Annotated in this window: 14 protein-coding genes; 5 read left to right on the forward strand and 9 right to left on the reverse strand. The window is 62.5% G+C overall.

Features of this window, described 5'->3' with window-relative positions; translation table 11 throughout:
• Positions 1 to 83 precede the first annotated feature (83 nt).
• Positions 84 to 887 carry a DNA adenine methylase gene (locus F3H95_RS22820; RefSeq protein WP_149747681.1) on the forward strand — a complete coding sequence of 268 codons (804 nt, stop codon included), beginning with the start codon at positions 84 to 86 and terminating at the stop codon, positions 885 to 887.
• 692 nt (positions 888 to 1,579) lie between these two features.
• Positions 1,580 to 5,080, forward strand: a complete 3,501-nt coding sequence (gene dnaE / locus F3H95_RS22825; RefSeq protein ID WP_149747682.1) for a DNA polymerase III subunit alpha — start codon at positions 1,580 to 1,582, stop codon at positions 5,078 to 5,080.
• Positions 5,081 to 5,121: 41 nt separating this feature from the next.
• Here dnaE and F3H95_RS22830 read toward each other — a convergent pair whose 3' ends face one another.
• From F3H95_RS22830 to F3H95_RS22845, 4 genes are all read right to left on the reverse strand, one after another.
• On the reverse strand, positions 5,122 to 6,384 hold the full coding sequence (locus F3H95_RS22830; protein WP_149747683.1) for a L,D-transpeptidase family protein: 1,263 nt from the start codon (positions 6,382 to 6,384) through the stop codon (positions 5,122 to 5,124).
• A gap of 225 nt (positions 6,385 to 6,609) precedes the next feature.
• Positions 6,610 to 7,896 carry a DNA polymerase IV gene (locus F3H95_RS22835; protein ID WP_149747684.1) on the reverse strand — a complete coding sequence of 429 codons (1,287 nt, stop codon included), beginning with the start codon at positions 7,894 to 7,896 and terminating at the stop codon, positions 6,610 to 6,612.
• Positions 7,897 to 8,016: 120 nt separating this feature from the next.
• On the reverse strand, positions 8,017 to 8,661 hold the full coding sequence (locus F3H95_RS22840; protein WP_149747685.1) for a hypothetical protein: 645 nt from the start codon (positions 8,659 to 8,661) through the stop codon (positions 8,017 to 8,019).
• Entirely contained in the window at positions 8,658 to 8,966 is a 309-nt protein-coding gene (locus tag F3H95_RS22845; protein WP_142880316.1) for a DUF3572 domain-containing protein, read from the reverse strand. Before F3H95_RS22845 ends, F3H95_RS22840 begins: the two co-directional genes overlap by 4 nt.
• A gap of 127 nt (positions 8,967 to 9,093) precedes the next feature.
• Between F3H95_RS22845 and F3H95_RS22850 the strand changes: the two genes are divergently transcribed.
• The 3 genes from F3H95_RS22850 to F3H95_RS27665 all read left to right on the forward strand — a co-directional run bounded on the left by F3H95_RS22850 (position 9,094) and on the right by F3H95_RS27665 (position 11,629).
• On the forward strand, positions 9,094 to 9,465 hold the full coding sequence (locus F3H95_RS22850; protein ID WP_142880317.1) for a response regulator: 372 nt from the start codon (positions 9,094 to 9,096) through the stop codon (positions 9,463 to 9,465).
• 15 nt (positions 9,466 to 9,480) lie between these two features.
• Positions 9,481 to 10,848 (forward strand): PleD family two-component system response regulator, encoded by a 1,368-nt coding sequence (locus F3H95_RS22855; RefSeq protein ID WP_149747686.1) that lies wholly within the window; start codon positions 9,481 to 9,483, stop codon positions 10,846 to 10,848.
• A gap of 649 nt (positions 10,849 to 11,497) precedes the next feature.
• Positions 11,498 to 11,629 carry a hypothetical protein gene (locus F3H95_RS27665; RefSeq protein ID WP_280177855.1) on the forward strand — a complete coding sequence of 44 codons (132 nt, stop codon included), beginning with the start codon at positions 11,498 to 11,500 and terminating at the stop codon, positions 11,627 to 11,629.
• Here the strand turns inward: F3H95_RS27665 and rpmG are convergent.
• The 5 genes from rpmG to rnr form a co-directional block, all read right to left on the reverse strand.
• Positions 11,622 to 11,789 (reverse strand): 50S ribosomal protein L33, encoded by a 168-nt coding sequence (gene rpmG / locus F3H95_RS22860; protein WP_023512792.1) that lies wholly within the window; start codon positions 11,787 to 11,789, stop codon positions 11,622 to 11,624. The two genes, F3H95_RS27665 and rpmG, sit on opposite strands and share 8 nt — an antisense overlap.
• A 92-nt stretch (positions 11,790 to 11,881) precedes the next feature.
• Positions 11,882 to 13,066: an MFS transporter gene (locus F3H95_RS22865; RefSeq protein ID WP_149747687.1), complete on the reverse strand. Its 1,185-nt coding sequence runs from the start codon at positions 13,064 to 13,066 to the stop codon at positions 11,882 to 11,884.
• Positions 13,067 to 13,099: 33 nt separating this feature from the next.
• Positions 13,100 to 13,807 (reverse strand): NUDIX domain-containing protein, encoded by a 708-nt coding sequence (locus tag F3H95_RS22870; protein WP_348530082.1) that lies wholly within the window; start codon positions 13,805 to 13,807, stop codon positions 13,100 to 13,102.
• 13 nt (positions 13,808 to 13,820) lie between these two features.
• Positions 13,821 to 14,288 (reverse strand): DUF983 domain-containing protein, encoded by a 468-nt coding sequence (locus tag F3H95_RS22875; RefSeq protein ID WP_142880320.1) that lies wholly within the window; start codon positions 14,286 to 14,288, stop codon positions 13,821 to 13,823.
• Between the two features lie 10 nt (positions 14,289 to 14,298).
• Positions 14,299 to 16,611 (reverse strand): ribonuclease R, encoded by a 2,313-nt coding sequence (rnr, locus tag F3H95_RS22880; protein ID WP_149747728.1) that lies wholly within the window; start codon positions 16,609 to 16,611, stop codon positions 14,299 to 14,301.
• Between the last annotated feature and the right edge of the window lie 2 nt (positions 16,612 to 16,613).

Here is a 16,613-nt window from a genome sequence, read left to right on the forward strand (position 1 = left end):
CCGTCCGACAGCACGATCAAATAACTGTCGCACCCGTACCCTGCAGGGCAAAAAAGGTGTGACTGACTCGTGGGCTTTTTGAAATGGTCAATCTGACAGAGGTTCAGCCTGTCGCTCCAGCCGCTGCCTATATCGGCGGCAAAAGGATCCTCGCCAAGACGATTATCGGCAGGATCAATTCGACGCCTCACGAGGCGTATTGCGAACCGTTCGTCGGGATGGGTGGCATTTTTCTGAGACGGTCCATGGCACCGAAAATGGAGGCTATCAACGACATCAATGGAGAGGTCGCCAACCTTTTCCGGATCCTTCAGCGGCACTATCCGCAGTTCATGGATACGCTGCGGTTTCAGGTCACCAGCCGCCGCGAGTTTGAGAGACTGTCGAAGACCGATCCGACAACGCTCACCGATCTGGAGCGCGCGGCGCGTTTCCTCTACCTCCAGCGGCTCGCTTTCGTTGGGAAAGTGCGTGGCCAGAGTTTCGGTGTCACGATGGACGGCGGCCGGTTTAACCTTCTGAAACTGGCTCCTCAGCTTGAGGAGATTCACGAGCGGATGGCCGGCGTGGTGATCGAGAACCTATCCTGGCGGTCTTTCATCGAGCGGTATGATCGCCCAGGCACGCTGTTTTATCTCGATCCACCCTACTGGGGCTGTGAAGATGATTACGGCAGGGCGGTGTTCAGTCGTGATGACTTCGCCGAAATGGCTGAGGTTTTAAGTCATCTCAAAGGCCGCTTCATCCTCTCCTTAAATGCAGTTCCAGGGGTCTACGAGACCTTTGATCGGTTCACCGTGGAGGAGGTGGATTGCCGCTACTCTCTGCAGGGCAAGGGGCGCGTCAAAGACGTGAAGGAGCTGATCATCAGCGGCCCGGCAAAATGATTGCTGGCGATGGCGAGATGCGCCATACCCCAGCCGTCGCCGTAGTGGCTGGGGTACTCATCTAAACCGGCTTCTGGGCTGATCGGGATGGATTTAAACTGCTGCCAATCGATCTTGCGCGCTGTGCCACGCGATTTTGCGCGCTACAGGAACGGCGATGGCAAACGGCACCACCGGCCTTTCAGACAGAGGGACCGACCGGCGGGCACAAACAACCGAACGGGGCGCTGAGAGGTGTCACATATAAACTCCCCGACGAGGCAGCTTTCAGCGCCCCGGCCGAATCCAGTGGCACAGCACGGGTCGAAACCGGCCGCGTGAAGAATGGCGGCTGCGCACGGCGCATCGGCCGGCAGCGGAGAGAATTCGGGTCCCTGTGGAAAGCGGGCAAAACGACCTCCATTTACCTCCGGTTAAACAAGTTTGTTCCGCCTTCGTTCTTTTTGTTGACGGGTGAACATATTTGGAACAAAGTAGAAACATAACGGAAAAGGAGAGCGCTGATGACTGACTACCTCCGCGATGTGGCTGCTTTTGCCTCCATGATGACCTTTCTCGTCTGCGTCTGCGTTTACCTCATGGCCATGGGGCCGGGCGGTGTCCCCACATTTTAAGGTGATGCGGAAAGCTTCGGCTGGACTTCACCCCTCCGAGACCGGACAATGGCTGCCTCTGAATCGGATGGCGGCGACATGGCAGATGGAAATGACACGGCGGTTTCGGGCGATCAGACGGAGGCAGATCCGCACTTCGTCCACCTGAGGGTTCATTCCGCCTACTCCCTGCTGGAAGGGGCGCTGCCGCTCAAGAAGATCCTCGGCAAGGCCGCCTCGGATGGTCAGCCGGCGATTGCCATTACCGATACCAACAATCTGTTCGTCGCCCTGGAATTTTCCCAGAAGGCCATGGACGAAGGCATCCAGCCGATCATCGGCTGCCAGATGGCCATCGACATGGAGGATCAGGGCGAGGAAAAGCGCGGCAACCAGAACGGTCTCGCCAAGCTGCCGGCGCTCGTGCTGCTTGCCACCAATGCGGTGGGCTACGAGCGGCTGGTGGATCTCGTCAGCCGTGCCTATCTCGGCGGTGAAGGCAGTCATCAGGCGGTGCACATCGCCATGTCCTGGCTGGAAGAGGGGGGCGCGGATGGCATCATCGCGCTCACCGGCTTTGCCTCCGGGCCGATCGATCCGCTGCTGAAGGAAGGCCATGCGGCCCAGGCGGAGCAGCGTCTTCTCCGGCTGAAGGCGGTGTTCGGCGACCGGCTTTATGTCGAGTTGCAGCGGCATGGCCGCTACGACCGGCGCCACGAACGCCGGCTGATCGAGCTTGCCTACCGCCACGACCTGCCGCTGGTTGCCACCAACGAGGCCTTCTTCCCCTCGAAGGGCGAATATGACGCCCATGACGCGCTGATGGCGGTGGCGCACAACGCGATCGTGTCCGATGACAGCCGTTTCCGCCTGACGCCGGATCATTATCTGAAGAGCCGGGCGGACATGGCAAAGCTGTTTGCCGATCTGCCGGAGGCGCTGGACAACACCGTCGAGATCGCGCGGCGCTGCTCCTTCATCCTGAAGACGCGCAAACCCATCCTGCCGCGCTTCACCGGCGCGACCGAGGATGCGGAGGAGGCCGAGCGTGCCGAATCGGCGGAACTGCGCCGCCAGTCGGTGGAAGGTCTGGAACAGCGACTGGCCGCACTCGGCATGGCGGCCGGCTATACCGAGCAGGATTACCGCGAGCGGCTGGATTTCGAGCTGTCGGTCATCGAGCGCATGAAGTTCCCCGGCTACTTCCTGATCGTGTCGGACTTCATCAAATGGGCGAAGACGCAGGATATTCCGGTTGGCCCCGGCCGCGGTTCCGGTGCCGGCTCGCTGGTCGCCTATGCGCTGACCATTACCGACGTCGATCCCTTGCGCTTCTCGCTGCTGTTCGAGCGCTTCCTCAACCCGGAACGCGTCTCGATGCCGGACTTCGACATCGACTTCTGCCAGGATCGCCGCGAAGAGGTGATCCGCTACGTGCAGCAGAAATACGGCCGCGAGCAGGTGGCGCAGATCATCACCTTCGGTTCGCTGCAGGCGCGTGCGGCGCTGCGTGACGTCGGCCGCGTGCTGGAAATGCCCTATGGCCAGGTCGACAAGATCTGCAAGCTGGTGCCGAACAATCCCGCCAATCCCACGCCTCTCTCCAAGGCGATCGAGGAGGAGCCGAAGCTGCAGGAGGAGGCGGAGAAAGAACCCGTCGTCGCCCGCCTGCTCGATATCGCCCAGAAGATCGAGGGGCTTTACCGCCACGCCTCGACGCATGCCGCCGGCATCGTGATCGGCGACCGGCCGCTGTCGAAGCTCGTGCCGATGTACCGCGATCCGCGCTCCGACATGCCGGTCACCCAGTTCAACATGAAGTGGGTGGAACAGGCCGGTCTCGTGAAGTTCGACTTCCTCGGCCTGAAGACCCTGACGGTTCTGAAGACGGCGGTGGATTTCGTCGCCAAGCGCGATATCCATGTGGATCTCGCAAAGATCCCGCTCGATGACACCAAAACCTACGAGATGCTCTCGCGCGGCGAAACCATCGGCGTGTTCCAGGTGGAAAGTGTCGGCATGCGCAAGGCGCTGCTCGGCATGAAGCCGGACTGCATCGAGGATATCATCGCGCTGGTGGCGCTTTATCGCCCGGGCCCGATGGAAAACATCCCGGTCTACAATGCCCGCAAGCATGGCGAGGAAGAGATCGAATCGATCCATCCGAAGATCGATTACCTCCTGAAGGAAACGCAGGGCGTCATCGTCTACCAGGAACAGGTCATGCAGATCGCGCAGGTCCTGTCCGGCTATTCGCTCGGCGAAGCCGATCTCCTGCGTCGTGCCATGGGCAAGAAGATCAAGGAGGAGATGGACAAGCAGCGCGCCCGTTTCGTGGATGGCGCGATCAAGAACGGCGTGTCCAAGCCGCAGGCCGACCTGATCTTCGATCTTCTGGCAAAGTTCGCCAATTACGGCTTCAACAAGAGCCACGCCGCGGCTTACGCCATCGTCTCCTACCAGACGGCCTATATGAAGGCGCATTATCCGGTCGAGTTCCTCGCCGCGTCGATGACCTACGACATGGCCAATACCGAGAAGCTGAACGATTTCCGGCAGGATGCGTCGCGCCTCGGCATCAAGGTGGTGCCGCCATCGATCCAGACCTCGTTCCGCAAGTTCGAGACCGGCGAGAACTGCATCTTCTATTCGCTGGCCGCCATCAAGGGCGTCGGCGAATCGGCGGTGGAGCATATCGTTTCGGTGCGCGGCGACACGCCCTTTGCCAGCATCGAGGATTTCTGCCTGCGCATCGATCCCAAGCAGGTGAACCGCCGCGTGCTGGAAAGCCTGATCTATGCCGGTGCCTTCGATTGCTTCGGCAAGGACCGCGCCGAACTGGTGACGGGCCTCGACCGCATCATCGGCTATGCGCAGCGCGCCGCCGAAGGCAAGACGAGCGGCCAGCACGACATGTTCGGCTCCTCGTCTGCGGCCGGACCTGAAAAGCTGATTTTGCCCTCCTTCGACCCCTGGACCGCATCGGAAAAGCTGATGCGCGAATATCAGGTGCTCGGCTTCTATCTCTCGGCCCATCCGCTCGATACCTACAAGGATGTGCTGGCCAAGATGCGCGTGCAGAATTTTGCCGAGTTTTCCGCCGCCGTGAAAGCCGGCGCCTCGGCCGGGCGTCTGGCGGGAACCGTGACGGCCAGGCAGGAGCGCAAGACGCGCACCGGCAACAAGATGGGCATCGTCACCTTCTCGGATGCGACCGGCCAGTTCGAGGCGATCCTGTTTTCCGAGGCGCTCAACCAGTACCGTGACCTTCTGGAGCCGGGCAAATCGCTGGTGATCACCGTGCAGGCCGACGAGCGGCCGGAAGGCATCGGCCTTCGCATCCAGACGGCGCAGTCGCTGGAAGAAAAATCGGTGCAGATGCAGAAGGCGCTGCGGGTCTATGTGCGCGATTCCGGCCCGCTGAAAACGGTTGCCCGGCATCTGAATGCCCGCGGCGACGGCCTCGTCTCCTTCATCGTCATCAAGGATGACGGCAGGCGGGAAATCGAGGTGGAACTGACGGAGAAATTCCGCCTCTCGCCGGAGATCGCCGCGGCTCTGCGCGCCGCACCCGGCGTTCTGGACGTGGAACTGGTCTGAGGCTTGGACGGGCGGCATTTCTTGCTGCCCTTGTTAAGGGATCAGAACGCCAGCGCGCTGTGGCCGCGATGGGTCAGCGTGATGAAATCCGTGCCCTTCGTGGTTTCCTTTTCGGTGCCGGTATCGGTGATGGTGAGCGACGCGCCAGCAGTCAGCAGCGCGCCGATGCGCGCCGCAAGGTCTGCGGGCACGTGGAAGCGGTCGAGCACGGCCGAAAGCGCCTGCGGGCCCTCCAGCGCCCCTTGGGTGATGCCGAGACGCTGGCGCTCCTCCGAGGAGAGGTCGTTCGGCAGCGACAGCCCCTGCCAGGAGGCGGAGCCACTTGCCGCATCGACACGCACGGCGGTCAGGAAATGCGTGCCGAGCGCCACCTGCGGCGCGTCGAAGGCGACCGGTTCCGACAGCACGTCCTCAAAATTCTGCCGGACAAGGAGCTGGCCGGCCGGCGGCATGTCGCGTCCGGCCGAGTCATAGAGCGCTGAAATGAGTGCCGGAGTGACCAGTGGCCCCTTCTGCGGCAGGCCTTTCCAGCGTTTGTAACCGGCGATCGCCTGACGCGTTGCGGGACCAAGGATGCCGTCGGCGGCACCGGCATCGAAACCGAGATCCGTCAGCATGGCCTGCAGATCGGCCATCCGGTCGCGGTCGGTGCGCCGCGTGATGAGGATGCGGATCGGCGGTCCATCCGGCGTCACTGTGGCCGAGGCAGGGGCTGTGGCCGGGATGGAGGCCTGCGGCGCATTCAGCGCCACGTCCACCGCAACGCCGTCCGGCGTCACCGCGGCATGATGCTCCGGAGCATCGGACAGCAGCGGCTGCGGCGGCGCGCTGCGCGGCGGCTGGAACAGGGTGGCATGCTGGATCGGTTGCGGGGCGACCGGCGCATCGGAGATCACCACATGCATGCCGAGCCCCGTCATGCCGTACAGCGTCCGGGCAAACGCCGCCGGCAGCCGCACGCAGCCATGCGAGGCCGGATAGTCGGGGACGCTGCTCGATTCGTGCAGCGCGATGCCGGACCAGGTGAGGCGCTGCATCCAGGGCATCGGTGCGTCGGAATAGATGTTCGACTTGTGGTGCCGCGCCTTCTGCAGCACCGAAAAAATGCCGGTCGGCGTCTCATGGCCGGCCTTGCCGGTGGAAACACGCGAGGTTGCCACCACCGCGCCATCCTCATAGACGGCCAGCGACTGGGTCTGGCGGGACACGACGATCTGCAGCGTTCGCGCATCAGCGGCGCCCGTCACCGAGGGCAGGGCGACAGTGGCAAGAAGCAGCAGGCGGGCAAGGAGGCGAGGGGGCATGGCACGGCAGACACATTGCGGGAAAGAACCATGATAAAGGATCATGTTTAAGGAAGGGTTTCCTGCGCCCGCCTCATCCCGTTTCGTGTTTCACGAAAGGCAAAGGCCGCGCATTGCAGCCCGCGTCCCGACGCCGACAGCGAAGCGGAGGGAGAGTACGATCGCTCGTGCTCGACTATCGCCGGGCCGCTTCCTTCCGACCCGCTGTGAGCCGGAAGTTACCCGCTACGGCTTGCGTGCGCCAAATGTGTAGCCGGTTTCCACGGAGGCCTTGCCGAACTTGTCGCGCAGCTTGTCCATGGCCGCCTCGGCGGCCGCCCGGCGACCGGCCTGCCGGTCGACGAGATCGGGCGGGTCGGCACGATCCGGGTCGGTTAGATCGGTCACGCCGATGCCGATCAGGCGGAATTTCGTGCCGTCGGTTTCCCGCTCCAGCAGCGACAGGCCGGTGCGGAAAATGCGGTCGGCAAGCTGGGTCGGATCCTCCAGCCGCCGGTTTCGGGTGCGGCTGCGGAAATCGGCGGTCTTCAGCTTCAGCACCACCGTCTCACCGGCGACCTGCTGCTTCTTGAGGCGGCTCGAGACCTTTTCGGAAAGGCGCCGCAGCACCGGCACCAGATCCTCGTAGCGCGCGATATCCTCGAAGAAGGTGGTTTCGGCGGAAACACTTTTCGCCGGTTCGTTGGGATGCACCGTACGGTCATCGATGCCGCGCGCCAGCCGGAACAGACGCTGCCCCATGGTGCCATAGCGGCGCATCAGATCGCCTTCCGCCATGGTCTGCAACTGGCCGATGGTGCGGATGCCATCCGCCTCCAGCGTCGCCGCAAACGCCTTTCCGACGCCCCAGATGGTGGTGACCGGGCGCGGCGCGAGGAATGCCACCGCTTCCTCCCGGCCAATCACCGAAAAGCCGCGCGGCTTCTGCAGGTCGGACGCCACCTTGGCGAGGAACTTGCAGTAGGAGAGGCCGACCGAGAGCGTGATGCCGATTTCGCTTTCCACGCGGCGCACCAGCCTTGCCAGGATACGCGCCGGCGGATCGTGGTGCAGCCGTTCGGTGCCGGAGAGATCGAGGAAGGCCTCGTCGATGGACAGCGGCTGGACGAGCGGCGTCAGTTCCTGGAAGAGCGTGCGCACCTGCCGGCCCACCGTCGCATATTTCTCCATGTTCGGGGGAATGACCACGGCATCGGGGCAGGCCTCCAGCGCCTTGAACATCGGCATGGCCGAGCGCACGCCGCTGATGCGCGCGATGTAGCAGGCCGTCGAGACGACGCCGCGCTTGCCGCCGCCGATGATCACCGGCTTGTCGGCCAGTTCCGGATTGTCGCGCTTCTCGACGGAGGCGTAGAAGGCATCGCAATCGATATGGGCGATGGTGAGATCATAGAGTTCCGGGTGGTAGACGAGGCGCGGGCTGCCGCAGGCACGGCACCGCCGCCTTCCGTCCGGTTGCCCGGTCAGGCAGTCGCGACAAAAGCCGGGATCGAGGGCGAAAGGCTGCGTCATGTCCGGAACAAAGGTTGAACATGGCGACCTTAATCCCCTTGCCAATGCTGCACAAGGGGCGCGCGTGGCGACGGCCTGCGCAACTGTGGACGTCGTGACGCAGACAAAAAGTCCCAGACGTCAGTGGTTGGAAAAATGCTTCAGCAGATGCGCTTCGGCATCGCGCCAGTCGCGGGCCTGTACCACATGCGGGCCGGGCTTCGGCGCATGGCGATGCATCTCGCTTTCCGGCATCAGATGGACGAGAAGGCACTGCGGCACGCTTTCGGCCACCGAGACGTGATTGTGCGCCATGTCGTCGATGAAGGCGAGCGGCAGCGGGCGGCTGCCATGCATCTGACGCACCACCGGCCCCTTCGGGCTTTCGGTGGCGAGCAGCGGGAAGGTGAGGTCCAGCCGGTCGAGCAGGCGGCGGCGCATCAGCGTGTAGCGCGGTGGCATGGCGGTAAGGAACACCACGTCGGCGCTTTCGCCAATCCGTTTCAGGGTGGAAACCGCATCGCCAAACGGTGTCTGCCAGTCCTCCTGCGCCTCGAAGAAGTCGAGCACCAGCTGGCTGACCAGCGCGTCGTCCACCGGCACCTCGTCGCGCGCGGAGACGATATTGCCATGCAGCCGGTAGGAGCGGGGAAGGAGCCGGTGGCCGAGACTGTCGAGAAACCGCTCGAAGGGGTGCAGGAATTCGAGCACGACGTCATCGACATCGCAGACGGCGAGCGGCCGGTCGCCGAGGCGGACATGCGCGAGGTCAACGATCTCGCTCATCCGTGGTCTCCCGAATCGAGGCCCGGTCCCGAATAGTGGTGCCAGGCGGCCACCACGGCCTCCGGCTTCCAGTCCCGCGCGGCACAAAATGCCATCAGGGTCGGCTCATGCCCCATCACGAAGTCGATCATGCCGGCGAGAAAGCCGGGATCGCCGATCGCACCGCGCAGTTGTTCCACCTGCACGCCCGACAAGGACAGAAAACGACCGAGCATGTCCGGTTCCTCCGCAAGCCATTGCAGAATCGCGGTTGCCGTTTCTTCCGCCGAGGCAAGCGATGATGTTTTTCCGATCCCGCGCGACATGCTGCAACAAATTACCTTTTCTTCAACCTTATGGCTTTAGACTGTTTGAACCGAATGAATGGAATCGGCCGCAGGCGAGCTTATCTTCAAAGGATACGCTTGCAAGGCAGGATTTGGGGATGATGTTATGCCCAAGAGGGTCATGATTGTCGAAGACAACGAGCTCAACATGAAGCTCTTCCGCGACCTGATCGAGGCCTCGGGTTATGCAACGATCCAGACGCGCAATGGCATGGAAGCGCTGGATCTTGCCCGCAAGCACAAGCCGGACCTCATCCTGATGGACATCCAGCTGCCGGAGGTTTCGGGGCTGGAGGTGACGAAATGGCTGAAGGAAGATGACGAGTTGCACGTCATCCCGGTCATCGCCGTTACCGCCTTTGCGATGAAGGGAGATGAGGAGCGCATTCGCCAGGGCGGTTGCGAGGCCTATGTTTCCAAGCCGATTTCCGTGCCGAAGTTTATCGAGACCATCAAGACCTATCTTGGTGATGCCTGACGCGGGACAAGGGTAATGACGGCACGGATCCTGGTTGTTGACGATGTTCCGGCCAATGTGACGTTGCTGGAAGCCAGGCTGATTGCCGAATATTTCGAGGTGCTGTCCGCCTCAAGCGGTCCCCAAGCGCTCGACATCGTCGCCAGCACCCCCGTCGATATCATCCTTCTCGACGTCATGATGCCCGGCATGGATGGGTTCGAGGTCTGTGCGCGGCTGAAGGCCGATCCGCAGACGGCCCATATCCCCGTCGTGATGGTGACCGCGCTCGATCAGCCGGCCGACCGCGTACAGGGTCTCAAGGCCGGTGCCGACGATTTTCTGACCAAGCCCGTGAATGATCTGCAGCTCGTCTCGCGCGTGAAAAGCCTCGTGCGGCTGAAGACGCTAAGCGACGAATTGCGTATCCGTGCCGAGACCGCCCGCAAGATCGGTGTCGACGATGCCTTCCGCCTGGATCTGATGGACGGGCCGGGGAGGGTGCTTCTGGTCGACAACCGTGCCGCCTCGCAGGAGCGCATTGTCCGGACACTGAAGCCGGTTGCGGAGGTGGATGCCCTGTCGGACCCCCAGGCTGCACTGTTTCAGGCGGCGGAGAGCCCGGTCGATCTCGTGATCGTCAATGCGGCGGGCGACGAATACGATCCTCTGCGGCTGTGTGCGCAGCTTCGGCTGCTGGAGCGCACCCGCTTCCTGCCGCTGCTGCTGGTGACCGATACGGGTGACGAGGACATGGTGATCCGCGCGCTGGACCTCGGCGTCAACGACTACATCATGCGCCCGGTCGATCCGAATGAACTGGTCGCCCGAACGCTGACCCAGATCAAGCGCAAGCGATACAATGATCGCCTGCGGGCGAGCCTCAGCCAGACCATCGAGCTTGCCGTGACAGACGGGCTGACAGGCCTCAGCAACCGTCGCTATCTCGACAGTCACCTGAAGACGCTGTTCAACCGTGCAGCCAGCCGCATGCGGCCGCTCTCCGTCTGCATGACCGATATCGACCGCTTCAAGCAGGTCAACGATACCTATGGTCACGATACAGGTGATGAGGTGTTGCGCGAATTTGCCCGCCGCATCCGCTCCACCGTGCGGGGGGCGGATCTTGCCTGCCGTTACGGTGGCGAGGAATTCGTCGTGGTCATGCCGGATACCGATGCGGCGGCGGCTGCCGCCATCGCCGAGCGACTGCGCGCCATCATCGAAGGGGAGCCCTTCGTCCTGAATCAGGGGACGCAGCGGCTGTCGATCACCGCCTCCATTGGAATTGCCAGCAACGCCAGCGGTATCGATACGCCCGAACATTTGCTCAAGCAGGCTGATCGCGCGCTCTACGCCGCAAAGCTCGCAGGACGAAACCGAGTCGTCGCCTCTGCAGCATGATGATTCGCGCTTTTATTGAAAAAACCGATAGAACTGGTCTCACGCCTGCCCCCGTTCGGCGGCCGGCAAGCTTTGCCAAAAGTTAGACGAAGCCTGGAAATTACACTGCACTATCCGAAATTTCGTATGGCTTTGACAAAAGCCTGATTCACAAAGCGTCTTGCTTTGCGGCACATTGTCCAAAAAACACTCAGCTTTTGCCGGATTGACTCGTCGCAAAGTTGGTGTGCAATATTACTTGCCTTAATTCCCAGTGGATATAGCAATCGGCGCCCTGTTTTTAACCATGTCCTGGGGAAAAATGTGTGCAGGTTAAGAATAGGTTGATTTTCGTTCTAAATTACGCAAGTTTAGCACCAAGGCAGCTTGTTCCCTTCGGGAACTCAGATACCCCATGATGCTCAGGTCCGCCGCATCTCCTGGGTCGTGGGGTCGGTCGGTCGGTTCGCATATCACGCGGTTCCTCGTGCCGCTTGCGCGCCGACCGGCCCCCTTAAGCTCTTTCCCCGCCAATACTGATCATAGCCATCGTCTGACAGTGCATCGTGCTTGGGCTTTACGCGAAGACGCGTGATCTCGCGGCGAAGGTGCCCGTGTCTGTTCTATTCATTCAGGTGCGGCGGAAAGGGGCCGGCGATATCATGCCGTCGTGCTGGTCGCGGCGGCAACGGACGCCGCCATATCACGGCAGGTCCTGCCGCTGGATGCCGACAACGAAAAAGGCGCGGAGCCGGAGCGCCGCGCCTTTTTTGAAGAGAAGAAACCGATCAAGCTTACTTGATCTTGGTTTCCTTGAACTCAACGTGCTTCTTGACGACCGGGTCATACTTGGTCTTGGTCATCTTGTCCGTCATCGTACGGCTGTTCTTCGTCGTGACGTAGAAGAAACCGGTATCGGCCGTCGACAGCAGCTTGATTTTGATGGTCGTAGCTTTCGCCATGGTCTTCCTGCCTCTGAATAAAAATCAAGCCGCGGACGCCTGAGCGGTCCACGGCGAAATCTGGCGCGAAACTACAAATCGCGCCCGAAAAGTCAAGCCCGTTCTCTGCCGAAAAGCAGTCGGCAGATGGATATCAGCACATAAAGCCCGAAGAAGCCTGCCAGAGCCCAGGCAAAGCCGTTGTTTCCACTGATGTCGATGGCCGCACCGATCGCCTGTGGACCGGCCACGGTGCCAACGGCATAACAGAAGACGAAGGCTGCGTTGGCGGCAACTAGGTCCGATCCGGTGAGTCGCGAACCGAGATGGGCAAGGCCAACCGTGTAAAGTCCGGAGACGCAGCCGCCCCAGACGAGCAGCAGGCCGGCCATCAGCCACCAGTGATGGATGAGGAAGGGCAGAGCCAGCGCCCCCATCAGGCCGGCAATCGCCATCAGGAACAGCATCGGGCGACGGTCCTTCAACCGGTCGGAAATCATGCCGAACGGGATCTGGAACACCATGTTGCCGATACCCATCACCGTCAGCAGCAGCGCGGCATTCGCTTCCGGCAGGCCTGAGCGATTGGCATAGACCGGAAAGAGCGACAGGCCGCCGGCTTCCACGGCGCCGAAGACGAAGACGGCAGCCGTCGCGGTGGGCACCAGGAAGACATAGCGCATGAAGTGCTTCTGCGGCTTTTCTTCCAGCACCGGGCTTTCGCCACGGGCAATGTAGATCGGCACGAAGGCAACGAGAATGGCGCAGGCGCCGATGATGAAGGGCAGGATGCCCTCGCTGCCGATCGCCGAGAAGATCAGGGGGCCGATGGCAAAGCCGACGGCCAGCACAGTGGCATAGATGCCGAGCACCAGCCCGCGGCGGCGCGGAGGGGCTGCGGCATTGATCCAGAACTCCGAGAGAATGAACAGCGTCGTGGTGGCGCCGTGGAAGGTCAGGCGAAGCGGAAACCACATCCAGAAGGCTTCCGCATAATAAAAGCCGAGCGCGCTCACAGCGGAGATCAGGACCGCCCACAGCATGGTGCGGGCCACGCCGAAATCATGGGCAAGCCGGGTGCTGATCGGCGCCGCGATCATGGCGGCAACGCCGGCCATGGCTGAGTTGAGGCCGATCAGGGTCGACGAGATGCCGCGCTTTTCCAGAATGATGCTGAGCAGAGGCAGGCCGAGGCCGATGGCAATGCCGACTGCACTGATGGCAGAAATGGCAGCGACCAGCGACGGCCAATGGATTTCTTCGGGGTGGCCCATGTTGCCGCCCGTCGATTGGGACATCTTACGATCCTTCGTGTAGGAATCCATTTTTGTTTACAGCCGATGACGCAGAAACATGCCGTTACGATTGGTGTACACCCATACATCGCTTCCAAACGGCAAAGAACGGTTCGACTCAAGTGATTTTTTTAAGTCATCGAGCACGGCGAGGACGATCTCCGGCATTTTGACCGCCTCCAGCGCGTCGAGAGACAGCCAGCGCAGGTCGGACAGCTCGGCACTTTCCGTCGCGTGCTGCGCCTCGATGCCGGCTTCATCGGTAAAGGCGGCGAAAAAGCGATTGTCGAAGCGGCGCGACGCACCGGGCGGCGTCACCGCGCGCGCGATATAGCGCAGGCAGGAGAGGTTCGGTGCCATATCCGGCATGGTGGAAAGGTGCAGACCCGTTTCCTCGCAAAGCTCGCGGGCGGCTGCAAGGGCCAGTGCGCGGGCGCTTGCCTCGGAAAGGGGGCGGCGACCGTTCTGCTTGAGCCGGTCGAGCACCAGAGGATGCAGATCCGCGGCGAAGGGCAGGGCATGGTCGCGTGGATCGCGCCGGCCGCCGGGCACCACATAGAGATCCGGCATGAAGACGTGGGCGCTGCCGCGCCGGCCGACAAGGACGCGATGGCTTGCGCCGCTGCGGTCGATCAGGATCAGCGAGGCGGAGGCACGCGGACGCAGTCTCGCGGCAGCCGGGGCGGCCACGGTGGGAGGGGTGGACATGGCAGCCTGCGCCGATGCGCGGGACGTGCGGGTCATGCCGTCGGTCCGATCATGCGCCGTGGCCGCCGCGGCCGGGATCGATGCTCTCGTCCTCATTGCCGAAGCCATGCATTCTCAGCGCCCATTGCAGGCCGATCACGCCGCCCTTGATCGGCTGCATGGAGGCGAGCGCCGTCAGGATGGTGATGGGGGTCCAGATGGCGAGATGCGTCCACATCGACAGGTGCCACACCATGTCGGTCATCATGAAGCCGCCGACCGTGACGTGACCGATCACGAAGATGACCAGATAGGGCGGAAGGTCATCGGCGCGGTGGTGAAACATTTCCTCGCCACAGGCCGCACAGCGGTCGACCGGCTTCAGGAAGCTCTTGAACAGGCGGCCGCTGCCGCAGTTCGGGCAGGTGCATTTCAGACCGCGCAGGATGGACTGGCCGAGCGGGCGCTCCGGGCGATCGGCGCCGCCATACCGGATGGGGTGAGCCGGGGCATGGGCGTGATCGCTCGACACTGTCATCGCTTTTCTCCTAGCGGCCGCGCCGTGGCGGGCGGGTTCCGGGTTTGCGCGCTGCGCGCCGTCCCGACTTGTGGAAGGAACGGGTCGCCGCGCCCATCTTCTGGCCCTCGCTCAGCATCTCAAAACGGAGAGCGCCGGCAAGAGGGACGGCTTCTGCCAGTCTAACATCCACTGCGTCACCAAGCTGATAACCGAGGCCGGTCTTGTCGCCGATCAGCGCCTGCCTGCTTTCGTCATAGTGGAAGTAATCATTACCAAGGGTAGATATGGGCACGAAACCGTCGGCGCCATAGGTTGGAAGCGTGACAAAAAGTCCCGCCTTTGTGACGCCGGAAACGCGCCCCTCGAATTCCTGGCCCACCCGTTCAGCCAGATGATGGGCGATCAGGCGGTTGATCGTATCACGCTCGGCCGCCATCGCGCGACGTTCGAAGGTGGAGATTTCCGCCGCGATGTCGTCGAGTTGTGCCTCTTCCTCCGGCGTGATGCCGCCTTCGCCAAGGCCGAGCGAGCCTACCAGCGCGCGATGCACGATGAGGTCGGCATAGCGGCGGATCGGCGAGGTGAAATGTGCGTATTTCATCAGGTTGAGGCCGAAATGGCCGATGTTTTCCGGGCTGTAGACGGCCTGGCTCTGGCTGCGCAGCACCATTTCGTTGACCATCACCTGGTGCGGCGTGTCCTCGGCGCGGGCCAGAATCCCGTTGAAGGAATTGGCACGCATCTGGCCGCCCTTGGCCATGGAGATGCCGAGCGTCGCCAGGAACTCCCGCAGCACCTCCTGCTTGGCGAGCGAGGGCGCATCATGGACGCGGTAGATCAGCGGCTGGCGCTTCTTTTCCAGCGTTTCTGCCGCGCAGACATTGGCCTGGATCATCATTTCCTCGATCAGCTTGTGGGCATCGAGGCGTTCGGGAATGATGACCTTGTCGACCGTGCCGTCGGACTTCAGCAGAATCTTGCGCTCGGGCATGTCGAGTTCGAGCGGCTGGCGACGGTCGCGACCGCGCTTCATCACCGCATAGGCGTGCCACAGCGGCTTCAGGATCGGCTCCAGCAGCGGGCCGGTCTTGTCGTCCGGCTTGCCGTCGATCGCAGCCTGCGCCTGCTGGTAGGAGAGCTTTGCCGCGCTCTTCATCATGATGCGGTGGAAGGTGTGGCTCGCCTTGCGGCCGTCCTTGGAAAACACCATGCGCACGGCAAGCGCCGGCCGGTCCTCGCCTTCGCGCAGCGAGCAGAGATTGTTGGAGATCCGTTCCGGCAACATGGGAACGACGCGGTCGGGGAAATAGACGGAATTGCCGCGCTTCAGCGCCTCGCGGTCGAGCGGCGCGCCGGTGCGCACATACCAGGACACATCGGCAATGGCGACCGTGACGATCACGCCGTCCGGATTGTCCGGGGAGGGGTCCGGTTCGGCATAGACCGCGTCGTCATGGTCCTTGGCGTCGGCCGGATCGATGGTCACGAGCGGCACGTGGCGCCAGTCCTCGCGCTTCGCCATGCTGGCGGGGCGCGCTTCTTCTGCCTCGTCCATCACCGGTTTCGGGAAGATATGCGGGATGCCATGCGAATAGATGGCGATCATCGAGATCGCCTTTTCCGAGGCAACCGAGCCAACGACCGTCAGAACCTTCGCCCGCGTGAGGCCAAAACGGTTGCCGCGCAGCACATCGGCCTCGATCAGGTCGCCATCCTTTGCCTCGCCGAGATCGCTGAGCGCGATCTGCATTTCCTCGCCGCGCCGGTCGATCGGCAACAGGCGTGCACCGCCTTCCGGCATCATGCGGATGACGCCAAGCGCAGCATTGCGGTGCTTGTCGATAATTTTCACGACACGCGCCGTATAGGCCGGACCGGTGCGATCCTTGTTGGGGAAGATCTTGGCAAGCACCCGGTCGCCAAGGCCTGCGGCGGGCGTTTTCGCCTTGCTGCGGTTGTCGGAGGACTGGCGGATCAGCACCGCCGGCGCCACGCCCTGGTCGTCCAGCCATTCGGCCGGCCGTGCGATGAGTTCGCCGTCCTTGTCGCGGCTGGTGATGTCTAGCACCGTCATCGGCGGTAGCGCACCCGGCCGCGTCAGCGCCTTGCGGCTCTTCTGCAGAAGGCCCTCGTCTTCAAGGTCGCGCAGAACATCCTTCAACTCCACGCGTGTGTCGCCCTTCAGGCCGAAGGCCTTGGCGATTTCCCGCTTGGTGGCGCGGTCGGGATTGTCGGCAATGAATTCCAGCAGAACCTCGCGCGGCGGAACCACGCCCTGCACGATGATCGACCTGTCACCGGATGCGGCCAGTTCCGCGCGAAGGGCAGCCTTGCGGCTCAAGG

This window comes from Rhizobium sp. RU35A (assembly GCF_900156005.1).
GTDB lineage: Bacteria > Pseudomonadota > Alphaproteobacteria > Rhizobiales > Rhizobiaceae > Neorhizobium > Neorhizobium straminoryzae.